The organism is Clostridioides sp. ES-S-0049-02 (assembly GCF_020658465.1).
GTDB lineage: Bacteria > Bacillota > Clostridia > Peptostreptococcales > Peptostreptococcaceae > Clostridioides.
Window position 1 is genome coordinate 1,143,246 of the sequence record NZ_JACVWG010000001.1, and the last position, 19,134, is coordinate 1,162,379.

The following is a 19,134-nucleotide window of genomic DNA, read 5'->3' on the forward strand; positions in this document are numbered from 1 at the left end:
AAACCACAGATTTTACTCTGTGGTTTAACTTCAAAAAGATGAGTTTAAATAAGAGTAAAATAGAATCAAATATTTTTAAGCACAACAATAAAACTATCGCTTTATTTTGTTTACTTATTGAATTTGATTTTATTTACTCTTTTCCAGCAATACTTACATCAACGATTTTATGATATCAAGTACCCCGAACAACATCATCCTTTCATATTTTTATTTTATAGATGTATTGTATACTTACTATCTCTATTTGTCAATAAATTTCAGTTTAAATAATTTATAATATTAAATTAAAAAGTACACTATTGTATCTAAAATTAATCAAAAAAAGACAACTGAATAGCGCTTGAATGTTTTAATTTTTCTTTCATTACTTTGTCATAACTACTTGATAAAGAATACTTATTTCTAAGTTGATTGACCATTTTATAAAGTTGGTTTTTATACTCTTTATTAGCTGAACCTGTACTGTACAATATTGATAATTTATCAAATAAATTAGGAAATTCTTTTTTAATGAAGTCAAAAAAAACACCTCTAGTTATACCTCTTAAATACAGAGTTCCAGGTAGCACATAGTGTACATTACTTTCTTTTGCATATCTAAATAATGAATTTATGTTATCAAAATTATCTGTAATATAAGGTATGATTGGCATAATATGAAGACCAACTGAAGCGTTAGTTTTTCTAAATTCTTTTAACATTTCAAATCTTCTCATTGAATCTACTCCATTTGGCTCAATGAGCTTTTGTGTCTTTTCATCTACAGTCGTAATTGTAGATGCTATGTTAATATATGTAATTCTAGATAATTTATCAACCAAATCATAATCTCTTAAAATTAAATCCGATTTTGTAGAAATAATTGCTGGGGTTTTATATTTGATTAATAGATTCAATATTTCTGGCATAATTTTATACTCAGCTTCTATAGGTTGATAACTATCTGTCACTCCACCTATATTAATTACTTCTCGCTTCCACTTATTGCTACTCAATTGTTTCTCAAGCATTTCTACTATATTTGTTTTTACATAGATATCTTCAAAATAATTATTAGAATTAATATACTTATGTGAATAGATAGCATAACAATATTTACATGCATGTTCACATCCACGATAAATATTTAAATCCCATTTATATGGAATACTTCTTTTTAGTTTATTGCAAGCAGTTTCACAATTTATTGGAATATATTTTACTTTATTATACAAACAATCACCTCTTTACATCTAATAATACCATAATATTAAATTATAGTAATTAAAGTAAGTTATTACCATGCCATAATTCATAGTCATCACCGTATTTACAAAGTAATATATCCCATTCATTCATGGATATTCCTCCACACACTGCTTTTTCTTCTAAATTATATAGACATTGCTTTAAATATATTTCATTATGCCAATCTCTATATAAATTTTCTAAATTTAGATTATATACTACAGATACATCCATTGAGAAATTGTTATTGTTCCATTTTAGCATTTCTATAAACTTAGTTTCATTAGGTCTATAAGCCCTTTTTACCATTTCATCATGTACAACTTTAGCATAAAACTTAAATTCATCAATACTATAATTTAATACTTTATTTACTAATAGATGATTTGGAGTACCTTTTTTCTCTATAGAACCTTTTATAGCGAATAGTTCTCTCCATTGACTTACTAATTGATTTTTTGGTAATACATCAATCAAATCTTTATGCCATAATCTCATAATCTAACTCCTCACTATAAAATATTATCTAAATTTAGTACTTAAATTACCTTATAGTTTTACACGTTCAATAATTTTATCTGTAAAAACTATGCCATCCAAATGGTCTATCTCATGACAAAGACATTTTGCCATAAGTCCTGAACCTTTAATTATTATTTTCTCACCATTCTCATTTAAAGCTTGAACTGTAACTTTTTTAGGTCTTTTTAATTTTCCCCATACATCAGGAAAACTTAAACAACCTTCAACAACAATTTGCTCTCCTTCTTCTTTAATAATTTCAGGATTGACAAGTTTAATAAGTCCCTCTCCTAAATCTATAACAACTAAACGTTTTAATATTCCCACTTGGCATCCAGCTAAACCCCCACCATTTGGTGTATTGTACATGGTTTCTGCCATATCATTTAATAGGTCTCTTATCTTATTATCTACTTTTTCTACATTCTTACTCTTTTTTCTTAAAATTTCATCGTCAAAAGTTCTAATCTCTCTTAGAGCCATAATATTCCCCCCTACTTATCTGAGCTCTTGATTTTCTCTCACTTTGTTCAAATAAAAATATACTTTCTATTGGTTCATTAAAAACTCTTGAAATATCATATGCTAACCATATTGAAGGTTCATTTTTTCCAGTCTCTATAGCATTTATAGCCTGCCTAGATGTTCCAACTAATTCTCCTAGTTGTTCTTGTGTTAACCCCAATTTTTCTCTTAATACCTTGATTTTATTTTTCATATATACTCCATTCATGTAATGTTAACCTTACATTTAAACTGTAACATTTTCTAATTTTTATGTCAAGTCAACCTTACATTTATTTTGATAATCTATTTAACTAGATATTTTTTTATTGAATTTTTTAAGTAATAAAACAATCCAAATTAATGATACAATAAATGAGATAAAAATATATATGTAGTTACTATCTTTAAATGCCTTTGCTAACCAAAATGATGGTAAGAAAAGTAAAATATATTGTATTTTATTTAAAATAAAAAATGGTGCTGTAATACCTAACATAAAAAGTCCTGATAACTTTGTAAGTGCCATACCTTCTAATTTATTTGATGATAAAGAAATTATTAATATTGATATAATAATTCCCTGAGTCAAAGATACTAAAGAAATTGCCAAATTTAATAAAAAAGAAATTTTAGTTATCGAAAAAGTTAATAATAAAATTACTGTAATGGCAAAGGCTAATATAGCTGGTATTCCAAGTCTTGAAATAAGATAACCACTTTTTCCAATAGGAGTGATTATCAAATACTTTGAAATATTATCATCAATTTCTCCTAACATAACCATAGTAGAAGCAAAAAAGAACATAAAAGGTGTTATAAAAGCTAAAAGCAAGTCAAATACTAAAAAATATGGTTCTAAAGTTAATTTATAATAAGAACTATCAATTAATATATTTTGAATTAATGGTATTCCAAATTTTATAAGTCCTCCACATAATATTGGAGAAATACATACTACAAAAAGCATAGCATCACCTTTTATTTGCTCAAATTCTTGTCTAAAAGCATTAATAATTTTTATCATAACTTTATACCACCTACCTTTTTCCAAATACTACAAACAAAATAATATGTTATAAAGTAAACTATTATAGTCATCAATATTAAAATTAATATATTAGTTACTAAAGAATTTTTATCTCCACTAATAAGAGAAATACATATATTAAAAGGATACAAGTTGGTGAATACACTTAAATCCATCAATACATTAATTATTGGTGGCACAAAGCAGACAATCTCAATAGGAATAGTTAAAACAATAAATTGATTTAAACTTGATGCTCTACTTGCAAGTATAAGCCCAAGTAATGAAAATATTATGGATGCAAAGAAAGTTCCCATAATTACTATCAAAATATTATTTAAATTTGCTGTAATTGCAATTACCATAGATACAATACTAGATATTATTGACAATGAAATCACCTTTGATAAAATATATTCTGATATTTTTATGGGAGATACAGCTAGGGAATTTAAAACTCTTTGACTCTTCTCAAGAAGTACAATTGCTCCCATAAAAAATAGTCCCATTGCCGCTTGGTCAGAATAAATCATAATTATAGCTACCTTTTCTCTCAATAATGGTGGAAAGGCATTAAGCAAACAAATATATACAATACTTAAAGTAACATATAAAAAATAAAATCCATATTTAAATTGAAACTTTACATCTCCTAAGATAAGATTTTTTAATCTCATTGTAAATTCCTCCCTGTTATCTCAATAAAAATATCATTTAATGTCGGTTCACTGCTATGTATTGATAAGAGCTTATTTTCCTTAATAAGCATATTTAATTTTTTGTCATTACTAGTATCATTTAAAAAACATTCAGAAGTTTTTTCTTCATTATCAAAATCTTCATTATCAAAATATGTATATCTAATTTTAACAGCACCTTTTGACATAATAAGATTATGTGGTGTATCTAATGCAGATATTTTCCCATTTACAATGAATGCTACCCTATCACAAAGTTCTGTTGCATCCAACATATTATGAGTTGTTAAAATAATAGTTTTACCTTTAGATTTTTCTGACAAAATCATATTTTTCATAATCTTACTATTTGATGGGTCAAGTCCACTTGTTGGTTCATCTAAAAACAATATATCTGGATTATGTAATAAAGCTTTTATAAAATTTAGTCTTGATTTCATACCCTTTGAATATTCTGATATTTTTTTATTTGCTTCACTTTCTAATCCTACTGATTTTAGTAGTTCATCAATTGGTAATAATTTTTTAGAATATAAAGATCCAAAGTATTTTAAATTTTCTATTGCAGTTAATTTTTCATATAAACTAGGAAATTCAAAATCAACGCCTATATTCTCATAAAATTTATTTGAATGTTTTTTGCTTTCTATTCCATTTACAAATACACTTCCTTCATAATTGGTTATCATACCAATTAGAATTTTTTGTAACGTTGATTTACCTGCTCCAGATGGTCCTAAAAATCCTAGTATTTCTCCTTTCCCTACTTCAAAATTAATATTTTGTAAAAATTTTTTATTTGTATAACTAAATGATAAATTATCAACTTTAATCATTTTTATCCCACCTTTTTATATATTTGACTATTTTAACTATATAGTCAATAAAAATCAATTTTTTTGTTTGTTAATACTTTTTAGTAAAAATATTAGCAAACAAGTTTAAGAATTTATTCCATAAGTTGTATAACTAGACCTCTTATCATCAATCTTAAAGCATCATCAAAGCAATTCTCACCAACTTCATGTTTGTATAACATAGTAAGAAATACTGCTCTAAACGCACCACTAAAGTTTTCTACACTTTTATTTTTTGCATTTGGAATATAAGATATCATCTTACTAATTTCAAAATCATCATGTTTAAAATGTTCTTCAATTATAGAATCTGGTAATTTTCGCATTAGTATTTCAAATTCTCCATTAATTAACAGATTTAAAATTGAAGTATCATCAACTAACTTATAAAATTTCATAAATATATCTGTCAACTGCTCATATGTAACACTGTCATCAAGTTTTTCTAATTCATATAACATTTGATTTTGTATTGAATCATGTATATCTCTCAATACTTCAAAAAAAAGTAATTCTTTAGATTGAAAAAACAGATAAAAAGTTCCTTTTGGAATATTTGCTCGTCTTACAAGCTCATCAACAGTAGTTTTTCTAATACCATATTGCTCAATGCACAAACTAGCTTCTTCTTTAAGTCTTTTAACTATGTATTCTCTTTCTTTATCAGAATATGATTTAGGCATCCTTTCACCTCCTATTTGACTAAATTAATCTTTACAGTCAATATAATTCATTTCCACTTTAATGTCAATAAATTTCTTAATTCCATTAAAAATCTTCGAAAATTCTGAATTTTATATAGCTTTTTTTATGCTATAATGTTATAATTAAAGTATAAATAATATATTATTCTATTTTCATATCTATTTGCTTATTTTTTAACTTAGTTTCTAATAGCAGTAATCATATTTATCTTTTTAAAAGTTCCATTTTTAATAAAAAATGAAGGAGTTGATTTTATGACTACTACTACAAAAAATCGTTTTTATGATTTTGTTCAAGAAAACTTAAATAAATATGTTGAAGTAAATTCTTATTTTAGCAGTTGCCCTTTATATGGGGAAATTATAGAAGCAGACAGCTTATCAATTACACTTTGTTCAAGATATATAGACGAATCTAATCCATCTTTAAACGAGACTTACACACTATATTTACCACTTAGCTCTATAATAGCTATTAGAACTATATAAAAAGGTTAATTAAATACAGGTTATTTTTATATAGGATGTAAGACTTTCTATATAAAAATAACCCTTTTCTATTTATACACTTAAAATATTAATACATATATTTAAAGCTGTAAATAGAATCTTATAATTATTGATTGTTTCAGTTATCAATAATTAAAATAACTATTTACAGCTTACATTTGACACTCTCTACTAGAAATATATTAATCTACTAGTATCTATCTTATTTAGCACTTTTTAATTTTACTAACTCCTTAAAGGCGTTTTGATTTGCACCTCCACCAACTTGAGTTGCTTTTTCTAAAGTTTTATTTTTAAGAACATCTTTTTGACTATCAGCTAATTTATCACCAACCAAAATTACTGGTGACGCATTTTTTGCTCCTAAAGGGCCAACTGCTAATCCATCTATTAAATCATTTTGACTCTTGATTCCATTTTTAACTACATATGCATTTTTCAAAGTATCTTTTTTATAAAAATTATCTATTATCTTTGAATTTGTTTCATCTCTGCTACTACCAGATAATCTAGTGGGATTTTTAAGTTTACTTTCCAAACTAGTTGATAAAGATACTGTACCGCCAATAATATAAGACTTCTCTATATTTAGTGAGTTTAAAAATTCATCTGCTCCTTGTAATTCGCTTTTTTCATTTGCAAGTATAATTGGAATATTATTTTCTGCTGCGGCTGCACCTACACTAATTGCATCAGCCAAACCTTTTACACCATTTACAACAGCTATTTGAGAAACATTTTTTATACTATTTAGTTTTTGAGCTAATAGCAAGCTTGTCTTATATCTGTCACTTCCTGATATTCTTTCAGTTGATATATTTAAGTTTTTTAATTGTTGTTCAGTTTCTTTACTTATGGAATTTTCTCCACCTATTAAGTACACTTTTTTTGCACCTAATCTCTGTATTTCAGCTTTAGTTTTTGAATTCAAAGCTTCCTTTTGTGTTAATAGTATTGGTGAATTGATAGCAGATGTAAAAGGAGTTGCTGCCAATGCATCCACTATTGAACTTCCATTTACTAAAACTACATTTTCTGAAGAACTAAAGCCATTTTGACTAACTTTAATGGCAGTTTCATATCTATCACTACCAATTAAAGATTCATTTGGAATACTTTCCCCAGAAGATTTTTCTGTAACAGCTTTTATAGTAAAGTTACATGGATAAAACTTGCTATCTCTATTTATATCATAGAATTTTCCAGTACTATCTATAATGTAACTTTCTCCTAAGTTTGCTTTTGCTTTAAACGTATCGTAACCTGGAACATTTGATTCTGAACCTATAGTTGATTCTCCACTTTTATCTTCTATGCTAACTACTATAGCACCTTTTCCTTCTGGTATATCAAAAGAATCGATTGGAACTGTTATGTATCCCGAATATTGTGTAGTGCCCTCTTTTAATTTTTTCATGTTATTTTCTTGAGGTATGCTATTTACTACTGGAGCATAATATATTTCATACTTAGCTCCTATACTCTCAGTTAAAAACATTACAGACTTTAGAGTCTCATCTCCCCTATTAAAGTCAAATACATTTGCAGCTGTTATCTTGTTTGAAATTAAAGGAACAATACTTGCATAGTCATGTTGATACATTTTTTCATCATCATTTGGTTTTTGACCTCCTCTGATTGAGAAATTATCTATATCAGACATAAGAGTCTTATCTTCATAAGATATCCAGAAGTATCCACGTTCAGAATTATAATCTCCCCAACTATTTTTTATTAGCCATGCACCATTTTTTGATGGTCTATTGCTTGAATTAAAGTTATCCTTAGAATAATTGTCATCCCAACCTACAACTGAAATAGCATGGTTAGTGTTAAAACTTTTTGTTGGACAATAATATGAATTTTGGTCTTCACTTTGATACCTAATATCTTCATAATAACCTGATGTTACTGCTCCATACTGTAATATAGCATTTTTTGTAGAGTTCATATCATTACTTACACATACAGCATCTGTTACATTAAAGACAGTTGGTGATGTATTCATATTAGCTGGTTTTGTTGCTCCTTGTGCTTTAGATATTTTACCATTATATGGAATATCTTTTTCCAATTTAGGACCTGACCAAGATGTTAAGTATCCCATAGCTTCATAATTTAAAGCACCATCCATATCATTTACAGTCCATCCATATTCACCTTCTGAAGCCCACCATCTTAAATGTTCTTCTGATAAATCATAGTCTCCATAATTCTTCAATTTCAGGAAACTTTCTAAAGTTGCCATAGCTGCAAAGTCCCAGCATATTCCAAGATTTTCTTGATTTTTTATTGATGTCATTAATCCTAACTTTCTTGGGTCATAAGATGCTGGAGCTGTTCTTCCTTTGCTTTGAACTTTAGTACCTTCCAATTGATATGGATTTGGTATAATACCATTATATTTTTCTGTACGTCCATTTTTAGCATCTTCTAGATATTGTTTATAGGTCTCACTGTATTCAGCTTTTTTTATCTGATTCAATGTATTTCCATTTTCAGCTGACACAGGAATCGTTGACATTACTAAAATAGAAATTAAAAATAATGCAATAAACCTTGATGCTTTTCTTGAAGCAAACTTTTTCATACTTTCTCCCCCTAACTTCGAGCTAATTTTTAAAGATTTAATACTATATATGACTAAATATTGATTATTTCTAAATATATAATCATTTAAATCAATTATACCAAAGTTTTCCTTTAAAAATAAATAGAATAAAATAAAAAGCTGAAATTATCTTGGATAACTTCAACTTTTTATTTTATTATTTAAGATATTTTTATTTAAATCCAATTACTGCAGCTCCTAGAGCCCCCATTATCTGAGTATCTTCTGCAATAAATATTTTTTTATCTAATATTTCTTCTATCATTTTTACTAACACTTTACTCTTTGCAAGGCCTCCAGTAAATGCAATTTCATCTACTATTTCTCCTCTTGCTAGCATTGATGTTGACTTATTTGCAATAGATTTAAGTATTCCTGCTGCTACATCTCCAGTAGAAATATTTTGAGCTAAGAGACTTACTATTTCTGACTCTGCAAAAACTGTACACATACTAGATATATTAACTGGTTCATTTCCTTGAGCTAGTGTATCAATACTTTCTATATCACTCCCCAAAAGATTAGAAGTAATTTCTAAAAACCTACCAGTACCAGCAGCACACTTATCATTCATTATAAAATTAAATACATTTCCATCTCTATCTAAATTTATAACTTTACTATCTTGGCCACCTACATCTAAAATAGTCCTTACATTCTCATTTAAAAAGTACACTCCTCTAGTGTGACACGTTATTTCTGTTACTTTCTTATCAGCAAAGTCCATTACTCCTCTGCCATAACCTGTGCCTACTACTTTTTTTATATCTTTTTTATCAATTCCATCGCTTAACAACTCATAAACTTGTTTAGATGTACTTTTAGGGCTCCATCCAGTTGGTATAATTATTTTTTTGACAATTTTTTGACCATCAAATAACACACCTTTTGTTGCTACTGACCCTGAGTCCACTCCTATACTAAACATAAACCCTCCTATTATTTACTCCTATAACATCTCCACAAACGCTTCAAATCTAGTTCTTAATTGTTCAGTGTCTGATTTTGAATAATCAGTTTCAAGAGACATAAATGGCTTATTTTTTTCTTTTGTAACAAATTCTCTTACTCTGTAACTTTCTATATTAAATGTATGACAGGCTTGTAAAACTACATCTATTACACCATCTACATTATATTCATCTATTATTCTATCTAATAGTTCAATTCTATGGTCATTGTTCATCATACAAGAGCAACCTATATTTATGTATTTTTGTGTTAAAGCATCATACACATCTTCATTTTCTTCATCAACTAATAAATCATTTGATCTTATAGCTCCACAAAGTTCATATGCAACAACTGATGCTCCAGCATCTTCTAAAGTTTTAACTATTTTTTCACTTATTCCACCAATTGGAGAACCTGTTATAAGAATTCTTGGTTTATCTTTTGTAATTGGACATTCTCCTTTTTCATATCTTTCTTTCATATCATCTATAACTTTTCTTAAAGATTGTTTAAGTTCAGCACGGTCAAATTTAAAACCTGCTTGATATAGAACATTATGAAGTTCAAGACCTGTAAGTGCAGATGGCTGTAATTTACCAAGTGCATAAAACTCTTTTAGAAGTTCTCTTTCTTCATTCTTATCTTTTATAGCAGCTCTTATATCATCTTCTGTTATAGTCACTCCTAAAGACTTTTCAACTTCATCTTTTAATTTTATCATTTCATCTTTCCAAAGCTTATAAGCAAACTCACCTTTTGCAGTATTTGGTAAATGCATTACATATGTTGGTTTAACCTTTGCAAGTTCTTCATACATTTTTTTCTTGCCATCACAGGTAGTTTCTCCTATTAATAAATCAGAAAAATAGAAATATGGACATGTATCTGTTATTGCATGTCCATAACTTGATTTTATTAAAGGACAAAGATTTCTTGGTAACACTTTTTCTGCATCTGGAATTGGTTCTTCACTAACTCCACAAACACCTACTACTGTTGCTCCTGCTGCCATTGGAATTTCAACTGGAGTAAATGTACAGAACACTCCAACCATTTTTTTCCCACTTTCTTTAAGTTCCTTTGCATTTATAAATCCTTTTTGTCTAGCTTCATTAAAACTATCAAATTGTTTTGGTAAATTTGCCATGAAAACATTCCTCCCAATTACTTCTCTTTATAATTCATTTTGTATTTTAAACAGTAAAACTTAAATATTTCCATTAAAATACAAACCTCTACATTAGATTTTATCATGCTTTACCTTTCACTCATCATTGTTTTTATCAATGCAAATCAATATATATATAGATATATTTTATAGTCACTTTTAAAATTTTAACACTTATTAATTAAACTCTCTAATCCTCAATCTATAAGCAAATACTGCTGTTTCATGTAATTTATCAATTAATTTTCCATTCACATAAAATCCTACAAATGCTCCTATTCCAGGCATTAGTTGCAAAAATTTGGCTAAATCTAAATAGTCCCTGTATTCTTGCTGAAATGTTCTCCAATCAAAATCATTGATATCATTTGGTAAATTTTTTATATACTCATCCCAATTATCCATCAATTTAAATGTTGTATTTATATGAGATTGGCTAGAAAAGGCCAACTGCAATATATTTAGTATATAAATTCTTTCTCTATAGTCTTTGACATCATATCCATATATTGAAGCAACATCGTATAAAAATTTTATCTTAATACCTAAAAGTAGAGGAAAATCAGAAAGCCCTAAAAAAATCCCTCCAGCTCCTGTACCTGCTCCTTCAATCATTGCTGTAGTTTTATAATTTTTAGCCTTTTCATCAACTAGCTTTTCCCTTTCCTCTAAAGATATATTTCTAATTGGTGTCTTTGTCGCATATTTATATCCAAACAATACAGTTTTTGTCATTCCTTTTATTGAAGAAGTCATTATTTCATGGTATTTATCTGGCAAGACTCCATTGAATTTATTTTGTATACCTTTTGACGCCTTATCAAATATAGACGGTTTTTTTAATATATCTTTCTTCCATTGTTCTAATTCTTTTTTTGCTAATTCATTATAAGAAATCTCTTTATAATTTTTCAAATTTATCTCCTACTCTAAAATACAAATTTAATTAACTTACTTAATTGATTTAAAGTTATAGTTCATTTAACCTACTAAATTAGACTGTATAAATATTTTTTAGTCTCCTTATCTGCAAAACTTGCTTCTACTGTGTTTTTATAAATTATTTTATAGTCTTCTAAATTTAGATTAAATATATCAAATATTAGATTTAGTTCTGAATTTAAACTTATATCTGACACAGTTCTATTATCAGTATTTATGCTTACATTCAAATTATCTTTATAAAAATCGTAAAATGGATGACTTTTATAAGAATCTACTGTCTTAGTTTGTACATTACTGGTTGGACATATTTCCAGTAATACTTTTTTATTTTTAACTAAATCATATGCATCTTTTTCTCCATTAATTTTTATACCATGGCCAATTCTATCTGCCTTTAAAATATTTATAGCATCTAGTACATTTTTTCCACTTGCAGCTTCTCCTGCATGTACTGTAACTTTATATCCATAATCTCTTGCCAATTTAAAAGCTTCTTCATATTCACTGCAAAATCCGTCCTTCTCTGGACCACATAAATCTACTGCTACAACACCTCTATTTATAAAAGATTTACCTGCTTCAATTACCAACAATGCCTCTTCTGAGGTCATTGTTCTCATACAACCTAATATTAAATTCCCTTTTACATCATAAATACTTTCAGCATCTCTAATTCCTTCAACCACACTTTCAATTATACTTTTAGCACTCAACCCATTTTGAGTATGAAGTAATGGAGCAAATCTAATTTCTATATATTTAATATTTTCTTTACTTACATCCTCCAAAAGTTCAAAAGTAATTCTTTTTAAACTTTCTTTAGATTGCATAACTTTTAGAGGTAAATCAAATTTTTTTAAATATTCATCAAGTGAAGTACAATCATGTGGAACTTTTGATAATTTTTTTATTTCATCAATATTATCTGATGGTAAGTCTATTTTCTCTTTAAGTGCTATATCAAATATAGTTTCTACTCTAACACTTCCATCTAAATGGCAATGTAATTCTATCTTAGGTAAATTTTCAAACATTTTATCCTCCTTTTATACTTATAAATAATATATTCTATTGATAAGTTTTTAAGTCTTATTTCTATTATAACAATATACTAAAATTTTTCATGTTAAAAGCTGTGTATTAGTAAAATATTCTCATTTAATTTATAATTATCTAATTATATCCATTGATTTTTTTTAATATACATTTATTAATATACATTTGATAGTAAAAATTCCATTACATAATAATTTAAATTATATAAAGGCAATTTTAAATTTTTAAATTACAAAGGAGGACTTATTTTGATTACTTTAACTTTTAATACTATACAAACTTTAACCTTATCTATGCTATTCTTTTTAATTGGTAATCTGTTAAAGAATAAGATTAAATTTTTAAATAACTTCTGTATACCTGCACCAGTAATAGGAGGTCTATTATTTTGTTTTTTAAATTTATTTCTTAAATACTTTCATATAGCAGATATCTCTGTGAGTGGAAACTTAATGCCAAATTTCATAACTTTCTTTTTTACAACTATTGGACTTGAAATAAGCATAAACCTTATAAAAAAAGGTGGTAGTGTATTATTTAGATATTGGATTTTATGTGGAATATTAGCATTTTGTCAAAATATCATAGCCATATCAATATCAAAAATTATAAAACTTGAACCACTTTTAGGACTTATGTGCGGTAATGTATCTATGGAAGGTGGTCATGGTTACTCGGCTGCATTTGGGCTTACAATAGAAAGTCTTGGTATAAATGGTGCAGTTGGAGTTGGCTTATCGGCTGCAACAATAGGTCTTATTATAGGCGGGATATTGGGATGCCCTGTTGCTAGATTTCTAATAGAAAAGTATAAATTGCAACCTTCAACAAAAGCAGATTTATCAAGCCTTAAATATAAAAAAGATTCAATGAGAGTAATGAATAAATTTTTTAGAAACAGGAATAAAATAATCCAAAATAACTCGTCCCAAAAGATAACTCCTACTATATTTTTGGAGCAAGTTCTTCTTATATTTATTTGTATAAATACAGGAGAAATTATAAGCAGAATATTTTATATGACATGTAACATTCTTTTACCTTCTGTTGTGACTTGTATGTTTTCAGCAGTTATTTTTAGAAATTTAAATGACAAAATAAATATACTGGAGTTAAATTTTAAACTTATAGAGTTTCTAAAAGAACTTTCATTAGGAATTTTTCTAACATTATCACTTATGAATATAGATTTATTTGAATTATCAACATTATTGCCTCCAATTCTTCTAATAGTAACTTTTCAAGTAATCTTTATAATTTTATTTTCAATCTTTATTTGTTTTAAGATACTTGGAAAAGATTTTGATTCTGCCATCATAATAAGTGGCTTAATTGGACATGGAATAGGTGCTACTCCAAATGCTTTAGCCAATATGAGCTCTTTAACACAAAAATACGGAGATTCTCCAAAAGCGTTTTTGGTTGTTCCCTTAGTAAGTGGTTTTTTACTAGATGCCATTAGTATCCCTTGTATACTATTTTTTATAAACATACTGAGCTAGTATGTTTATTTTTTGTTATATATTGACAATTTAGCTTTTTTATTATATATTATAAGTATAGAACTTGATAATGATTTTCATTAGGAGGTGTTAATAATGACTGTTTACAACTTAAAACTTGGACAAAAGGGAATTATAGATAATATAGCTGGGAATGAAAAACTTATGAAGAGACTTCTTGCTTTAGGATTAATAGATGGCACTGAAGTTGAAGTAAAAAAAATAGCCCCTCTTAATGATCCTATAGTGATTAGATTTAGAGGATTTGATTTAGCTATTAGAAAATCTGATGCAAAAAATATAAATTTAAAAAATAATTAATATAAAATAAAAATAAGAAAAGAGATTTTAAAATCTCTTTTTTTATTTGCATTAAAAACATTTGTATTAGAACCATAAGTAATCTTAAGAAGATAGCCACTGACATTTATATTTGTTATAAAATTTAAAATAGAAATTCATAAATAGTAGTTATAAAGCTATATTTAAATTTGTATAAATATAGTATATTTATTTACATTTAATATATTTATATAATTATTACTTAAGAGTATAAAATACTAATTAATATTTCAACAAGTTGATTTTCTAGATACACTATATAGGTCTATTAAATTTTACTTTTAAATTTTTATCGTCTTGAACAAGACTATAAGTATTGTCCCATTGTTCTTCTTCATTGCTTTTTTCAAAAATATCATATGGTGTTTTTGCATTTTTATTATTAGAATTTTCTTCTTTTCTATCTAATGTACTATTCTTCACTTCAGAAACAGTATTTTGTCCTCCCTCTGACTCTTGTGCTTTCTTTTCTTTTAATTCTTGAATTTTACTTTCGATTTCTTTTATTTCTTTTTTTAAATTTTCTATTTTTGACTTAGCCATTTCATTATCAATACTTTTATCGTTTTTAACTTTCTCCAATTCTTCTTGCAATACTTTTTTTTGCTGTTCTAAACTTTGTATTTCACTTTGGTTATTACCTGAACTGTCTATATTAGACATCCTTGGTGTCTGACCACTTATACTTTCAATTTTCATTTTAGTAACCTCCTATTTCTATATGTTAAATTTTTCATTTATATATACTTTTATTTACATATATAATATTGGTTACAAATTCTATTTTCAAGTTAATTGTTCTGAAATGTCAGTATAGTGTAATGAAATAATTAGTAATATATTTATTTGAAAATAATCTGATGTATTCTCTATACTTATAGCTCCCTGGTATTTCTTAGCAACCTCTCTTATATTTGAAATTCCGATACCTGAACCACTTGTGTAATTATTTGCTGCATTATAACTATTCCTTATTTCTATCATAAAAAATCCACCATCTAGTTTAGTTGATAGTTTTAAATATCTATTTCGTTTATCTACAAATTTACAAGCTTTAATTGCATTGTCAATAGCATTGGCAAATACTATACAGAGGTCAACATCATTTATACTAGTATTACTTGGTATAATTACGTCACAATCCACCTGTATTCCTAATTGTTTTGCTATGCTTAATTTATTGTTGAAAAGGGCATCAATTACAACATTTCCTGTATTACAAGAAAATGATAGGTCACTGGTTATTTTTTCGAGTTTATTTAGGTACTCTTGTGCTTTTAAAATTTCGCCTTTTTTTAGCAATCCATTTACAATAGCTAAATGATTATTAAAATCATGCCTAAAAGACATCGTTTGTGACAATCGAGATTTTGCTTCTTCAATGTAATTTTTTTGAGAATGAATTTGTTGGTTTAAAATCGCCTTATTTTTCTCTTCTTTTAAATATTGCATCAATTTCTTAAACTCAAATAAAGAGAAAAAAACACATATAATTCCAATTGAAGAAAAAAGGAAAGCTTGAATTTCTTTAGTAAGAGATGTATTCATTAATAATTTTACAGTTTGAAGTTTTGTATCGATATTTATCGTTGAACTCGAATAACCAGTATGCTCAAATGATTGCCAAAATAATATTATGAGTAACAATGGCATTATCAAAATTATTGAATATCTATCAAATTTTACAGTTTTAATATTAAATTTTTTAGCACTATACCAATATATAAATCCAACTATTATAATCGTAATAAAAAATGAAATCTCTGTATTTATAACAAATTTATAAATATTTATATCTGTATTATTTATAAATAGTAAGTAATTAAATGGAGCTATAAATCCATATGCTAACTGCTCAATTATATATACTAATAGAGATAATACTATAGATAAAACTGTAGATTTTTTTATTACATACTTTACAAACAAAAAAGTCAGTAGAAAAAATATAAACCATGAATAAAATAAATTATATAAATTAAAATATGTATTTATACTAATTGACAAAACTGATACTAACAAGTATAAACTACAGTCGCCAAATTTCGACTTAGTATTTGTAAAACTAATTAGAAAGTAATATTGCAATACTGCCATTAGACTTCTATCTACTGCAAAAACGAACAAAATACTATATTCTAATAATACATTAGAAGAAGATAAATTAGCCATGCTATCTCCTCCTATTTTTCATATTTTCAAGCATAGCTTCAGAAAATTCTTGTTGACGTAACCTAGAAACAGGTATCATATCTCCATTTTCCATAACTACATTACCATTTTCATAGCTATATACAGCTTGTAAATTAATTATATAACTACGATGACATCTAAAAAAATTTATTGGTAAACTTCTTTCTAGACTATCAATAGTTTCATAATAATCAATAATTTCTTTTTTTAAATGGATATAAATCTTTCTTTTTATAACTTCACAATATAAAATAGCTGCTATTTTTAACCTCCAATATGAGTGCCCTTTTTGTATTGTTATATAATTTTTTTCATTACTATCCAGCTTTATAATTATTCTATTCATTGTCTTAGATAGTTTTTCATTAGATAATGGTTTGAGCAAATAATTTATAGCATCTACTTCAAAAGCATCATATACAAATTCCTTTAAAACTGTCACAAAAATTATAAAACAATCATTATCATATGACCTTAGTTTTTTAGCTGCTTGCATTCCATTAATACCTTCCATCTGTATATCTAAAAAGATAATATCAAATAATTCATGATTATATAATAGAGTCTCAGCTTTATCAAAAAGCTCTATATTATATAATAAATTATTTCTATTCATATATAGCTCTATATTTTCTTTTAAATCATTTAGCATATATGATTCATCATCACAAATAGCAATTGAAATCAATATGTAACACCTTCTTTCTCATATTATTTTATTATATAAAGTTAACTTCTTTCTTTCAATTAATCTGTTCTAGTATGCTTAATATATGTTCCAAAGTGAATAACTTTACGTTTCATAGTATATCTAATTTAAATTTATGTATCAATACTCTAAATTTAATTTTCCATTCTAGTAAATTTAAAAACACACAAATATATTTAATATTTTTAAATTACTTAATAAAAAAAGATATCATAAAATAATTTTTAAAAACTATTTTATGACATCTATTTTAATTTAAGTGTTGTGCTATATTTTTATTATTCAAATACTGTTTGGCCTTCTACATCTTCTTTTAATGAATTTAAGGCTTTTAAAACTATGTTCTTTCTAATTTTTTTACTTTCTTCTTCTCCTAGCTTTGGATTCCCAAGTGGGTATGGTATACCTACTGCTGGAACAATTCTATTTGCTCCTATTGTAAGTGATATTGGTACTACAGTACAAACATGGACAACTGCTATACCTGCTCTTTCAATCTCTTTTACCATCGTTGCTCCACAACGAGTACAAGTGCCTCATGTAGATGTTAAAATTACAGCCTCTACTTTATCTTCTACCAATTTTTTAGAAAATTCTTCTCCAAATCTCTTAGAATTACCCACACTTGTTCCAGTACCTGTAGTGGTTATAAAGTAATTTGCCAACTCTCCAATCACACCATCTTTTTCAAATTCTCTAACCACATCTAATGGCACAACTAAGTTTGGATTTTCAAGTACATATGCTCTATCATAACCTCCATGTATAGTTGTAAAATCTTTATTTGACATAGAATTCATACCTGTTAAATCATAAATACCATACTTAGTAGCACTTGAAGATTCGATTTTATCTGGATTATCAGTTGGAACTATCCCCCCAGAAGTTACTAATGCAAGTTTTATTTTAGATAAGTCTTTGATAGCCTCTACAGGTGTAACTCTATCGAATTCTGGCATTGGATATTCAGTTTCAAATTGTTCTCCATTCATTTTCTTAACCAGCATTTCAATTGCTCTTTCAGAACCTCTAAATTCATGGAAGAAATTTTTTCTTATTCCCCTCATTATATATCCTTCTACTTCGGGAGGTCCTACTTCTTCGCCCTTAACTAATTTAATCCCTAGTCTTGACATTATTGGAACTACCTTTCTAAGACTAGCTGCTGAATTTCCTGTGGCTATTATGTGTAAATCTAGTTTAAACATATCTACACCTGGATTTTCTTTATACATTCCTGTAACTACAGGAATATTTAATTCTTCTTCAACAGCTTTACAAATAGTTCCACAGGCTACTCCATATCTCCCTGCATTAAATGCTGGCCCTGCAATAAATAAATCAGGTTTTTCTTCTTTTATCATTTTTAAAAGTTCTCTAGTAGCATTTTCAATATTTTCTCCAAAATATGTGTCTCCACAAATTACAGTTGAAACTATCTCTGCTTCATCTTTGAATTGACTTTGAAATGCCATTCCAGGTCCTACTACTCCCTTTCTTTTTTCTGGTTGAATATCTGCTTTTTCTTCTCCTCCTATACCAGCAAAGAAATTATTTATATAGTGAACAACTCTGATTTTACTCATATCTTAATCCTCC

20 protein-coding genes are annotated in these 19,134 nt (G+C 26.9%); 3 read left to right on the plus strand and 17 right to left on the minus strand.

Annotated features, from left to right (window positions below; all coding sequences use genetic code 11):
• Positions 1-314: 314 nt before the first annotated feature.
• The 8 genes from IC213_RS05130 to IC213_RS05165 form a co-directional block, all read right to left on the minus strand.
• Positions 315-1,217 (minus strand): radical SAM protein, encoded by a 903-nt coding sequence (locus IC213_RS05130; RefSeq protein WP_227845337.1) that lies wholly within the window; start codon positions 1,215-1,217, stop codon positions 315-317.
• A gap of 49 nt (positions 1,218-1,266) precedes the next feature.
• Positions 1,267-1,728, minus strand: coding sequence for a pyrimidine dimer DNA glycosylase/endonuclease V (locus IC213_RS05135; RefSeq protein WP_227435873.1), 462 nt, complete (start codon positions 1,726-1,728; stop codon positions 1,267-1,269).
• 51 nt (positions 1,729-1,779) lie between these two features.
• Positions 1,780-2,235 (minus strand): peptide deformylase, encoded by a 456-nt coding sequence (gene def / locus IC213_RS05140; protein ID WP_227435871.1) that lies wholly within the window; start codon positions 2,233-2,235, stop codon positions 1,780-1,782.
• Positions 2,216-2,470, minus strand: coding sequence for a helix-turn-helix transcriptional regulator (locus tag IC213_RS05145; protein WP_227483153.1), 255 nt, complete (start codon positions 2,468-2,470; stop codon positions 2,216-2,218). Before IC213_RS05145 ends, def begins: the two co-directional genes overlap by 20 nt.
• 96 nt (positions 2,471-2,566) lie before the next feature.
• Positions 2,567-3,283 (minus strand): ABC transporter permease, encoded by a 717-nt coding sequence (locus tag IC213_RS05150; protein ID WP_227483154.1) that lies wholly within the window; start codon positions 3,281-3,283, stop codon positions 2,567-2,569.
• Entirely contained in the window at positions 3,280-3,963 is a 684-nt protein-coding gene (locus tag IC213_RS05155) for an ABC transporter permease (RefSeq protein ID WP_227862812.1), read from the minus strand. The genes IC213_RS05150 and IC213_RS05155 overlap by 4 nt, the downstream gene beginning before the upstream one ends.
• Positions 3,960-4,820 (minus strand): ABC transporter ATP-binding protein, encoded by an 861-nt coding sequence (locus IC213_RS05160; protein WP_227851050.1) that lies wholly within the window; start codon positions 4,818-4,820, stop codon positions 3,960-3,962. The genes IC213_RS05155 and IC213_RS05160 overlap by 4 nt, the downstream gene beginning before the upstream one ends.
• A gap of 113 nt (positions 4,821-4,933) precedes the next feature.
• Positions 4,934-5,524, minus strand: coding sequence for a TetR/AcrR family transcriptional regulator (locus tag IC213_RS05165; protein WP_227433255.1), 591 nt, complete (start codon positions 5,522-5,524; stop codon positions 4,934-4,936).
• 276 nt (positions 5,525-5,800) lie between these two features.
• Between IC213_RS05165 and IC213_RS05170 the strand changes: the two genes are divergently transcribed.
• On the plus strand, positions 5,801-6,034 hold the full coding sequence (locus IC213_RS05170) for an ATPase (RefSeq protein ID WP_227433254.1): 234 nt from the start codon (positions 5,801-5,803) through the stop codon (positions 6,032-6,034).
• Positions 6,035-6,257: 223 nt separating this feature from the next.
• On the opposite strand, the gene IC213_RS05175 is transcribed toward IC213_RS05170, so the two are convergent.
• The 5 genes from IC213_RS05175 to add form a co-directional block, all read right to left on the minus strand.
• On the minus strand, positions 6,258-8,645 hold the full coding sequence (locus tag IC213_RS05175; RefSeq protein WP_227862813.1) for a cell wall-binding repeat-containing protein: 2,388 nt from the start codon (positions 8,643-8,645) through the stop codon (positions 6,258-6,260).
• Positions 8,646-8,838: 193 nt separating this feature from the next.
• Positions 8,839-9,594 carry an acyl-CoA dehydratase activase gene (locus IC213_RS05180; RefSeq protein ID WP_227433252.1) on the minus strand — a complete coding sequence of 252 codons (756 nt, stop codon included), beginning with the start codon at positions 9,592-9,594 and terminating at the stop codon, positions 8,839-8,841.
• A 21-nt stretch (positions 9,595-9,615) separates the two neighbouring features.
• Positions 9,616-10,767 carry a double-cubane-cluster-containing anaerobic reductase gene (locus IC213_RS05185; protein WP_227483213.1) on the minus strand — a complete coding sequence of 384 codons (1,152 nt, stop codon included), beginning with the start codon at positions 10,765-10,767 and terminating at the stop codon, positions 9,616-9,618.
• Positions 10,768-10,965: 198 nt separating this feature from the next.
• Entirely contained in the window at positions 10,966-11,703 is a 738-nt protein-coding gene (locus IC213_RS05190; RefSeq protein ID WP_227433250.1) for an EcsC family protein, read from the minus strand.
• A gap of 74 nt (positions 11,704-11,777) precedes the next feature.
• Positions 11,778-12,767 (minus strand): adenosine deaminase, encoded by a 990-nt coding sequence (gene add / locus IC213_RS05195; protein ID WP_227831052.1) that lies wholly within the window; start codon positions 12,765-12,767, stop codon positions 11,778-11,780.
• A gap of 270 nt (positions 12,768-13,037) precedes the next feature.
• Here add and IC213_RS05200 point away from each other — a divergent pair, with 270 nt between their 5' ends.
• Both IC213_RS05200 and IC213_RS05205 read left to right on the plus strand, forming a co-directional pair.
• Complete coding sequence (locus IC213_RS05200; RefSeq protein ID WP_227433248.1) at positions 13,038-14,291, plus strand: sodium/glutamate symporter; 1,254 nt, start codon at positions 13,038-13,040, stop codon at positions 14,289-14,291.
• Positions 14,292-14,387: 96 nt separating this feature from the next.
• Positions 14,388-14,612 carry a FeoA family protein gene (locus tag IC213_RS05205; protein WP_003423664.1) on the plus strand — a complete coding sequence of 75 codons (225 nt, stop codon included), beginning with the start codon at positions 14,388-14,390 and terminating at the stop codon, positions 14,610-14,612.
• Between the two features lie 276 nt (positions 14,613-14,888).
• On the opposite strand, the gene IC213_RS05210 is transcribed toward IC213_RS05205, so the two are convergent.
• From IC213_RS05210 to grdF, 4 genes are all read right to left on the minus strand, one after another.
• Complete coding sequence (locus IC213_RS05210; RefSeq protein ID WP_227433245.1) at positions 14,889-15,332, minus strand: FlxA-like family protein; 444 nt, start codon at positions 15,330-15,332, stop codon at positions 14,889-14,891.
• Between the two features lie 87 nt (positions 15,333-15,419).
• Positions 15,420-16,805: a sensor histidine kinase gene (locus IC213_RS05215; protein ID WP_227862814.1), complete on the minus strand. Its 1,386-nt coding sequence runs from the start codon at positions 16,803-16,805 to the stop codon at positions 15,420-15,422.
• Position 16,806: 1 nt separating this feature from the next.
• Entirely contained in the window at positions 16,807-17,514 is a 708-nt protein-coding gene (locus tag IC213_RS05220) for a LytR/AlgR family response regulator transcription factor (protein WP_227862815.1), read from the minus strand.
• Positions 17,515-17,813: 299 nt separating this feature from the next.
• Positions 17,814-19,121 (minus strand): sarcosine reductase complex component B subunit beta, encoded by a 1,308-nt coding sequence (gene grdF, locus IC213_RS05225; RefSeq protein WP_227433242.1) that lies wholly within the window; start codon positions 19,119-19,121, stop codon positions 17,814-17,816.
• Between the last annotated feature and the right edge of the window lie 13 nt (positions 19,122-19,134).

What these genes read in the sequence shown, in the direction of transcription:
- add (WP_227831052.1), bottom strand. Translation starts at nt 12,767, where the DNA reads ATGTTTGAAAATTTACCTAAGATAGAATTACATTGCCATTTAGATGGA.
- IC213_RS05150 (WP_227483154.1), bottom strand. Translation starts at nt 3,283, where the DNA reads ATGATAAAAATTATTAATGCTTTTAGACAAGAATTTGAGCAAATAAAA.
- IC213_RS05145 (WP_227483153.1), bottom strand. Translation starts at nt 2,470, where the DNA reads ATGAAAAATAAAATCAAGGTATTAAGAGAAAAATTGGGGTTAACACAA.
- IC213_RS05135 (WP_227435873.1), bottom strand. Translation starts at nt 1,728, where the DNA reads ATGAGATTATGGCATAAAGATTTGATTGATGTATTACCAAAAAATCAA.
- IC213_RS05170 (WP_227433254.1), top strand. Translation starts at nt 5,801, where the DNA reads ATGACTACTACTACAAAAAATCGTTTTTATGATTTTGTTCAAGAAAAC.
- def (WP_227435871.1), bottom strand. Translation starts at nt 2,235, where the DNA reads ATGGCTCTAAGAGAGATTAGAACTTTTGACGATGAAATTTTAAGAAAA.
- IC213_RS05155 (WP_227862812.1), bottom strand. Translation starts at nt 3,963, where the DNA reads ATGAGATTAAAAAATCTTATCTTAGGAGATGTAAAGTTTCAATTTAAA.
- IC213_RS05215 (WP_227862814.1), bottom strand. Translation starts at nt 16,805, where the DNA reads ATGGCTAATTTATCTTCTTCTAATGTATTATTAGAATATAGTATTTTG.
- IC213_RS05180 (WP_227433252.1), bottom strand. Translation starts at nt 9,594, where the DNA reads ATGTTTAGTATAGGAGTGGACTCAGGGTCAGTAGCAACAAAAGGTGTG.
- IC213_RS05165 (WP_227433255.1), bottom strand. Translation starts at nt 5,524, where the DNA reads ATGCCTAAATCATATTCTGATAAAGAAAGAGAATACATAGTTAAAAGA.
- IC213_RS05175 (WP_227862813.1), bottom strand. Translation starts at nt 8,645, where the DNA reads ATGAAAAAGTTTGCTTCAAGAAAAGCATCAAGGTTTATTGCATTATTT.
- IC213_RS05205 (WP_003423664.1), top strand. Translation starts at nt 14,388, where the DNA reads ATGACTGTTTACAACTTAAAACTTGGACAAAAGGGAATTATAGATAAT.
- IC213_RS05185 (WP_227483213.1), bottom strand. Translation starts at nt 10,767, where the DNA reads ATGGCAAATTTACCAAAACAATTTGATAGTTTTAATGAAGCTAGACAA.
- IC213_RS05160 (WP_227851050.1), bottom strand. Translation starts at nt 4,820, where the DNA reads ATGATTAAAGTTGATAATTTATCATTTAGTTATACAAATAAAAAATTT.
- IC213_RS05210 (WP_227433245.1), bottom strand. Translation starts at nt 15,332, where the DNA reads ATGAAAATTGAAAGTATAAGTGGTCAGACACCAAGGATGTCTAATATA.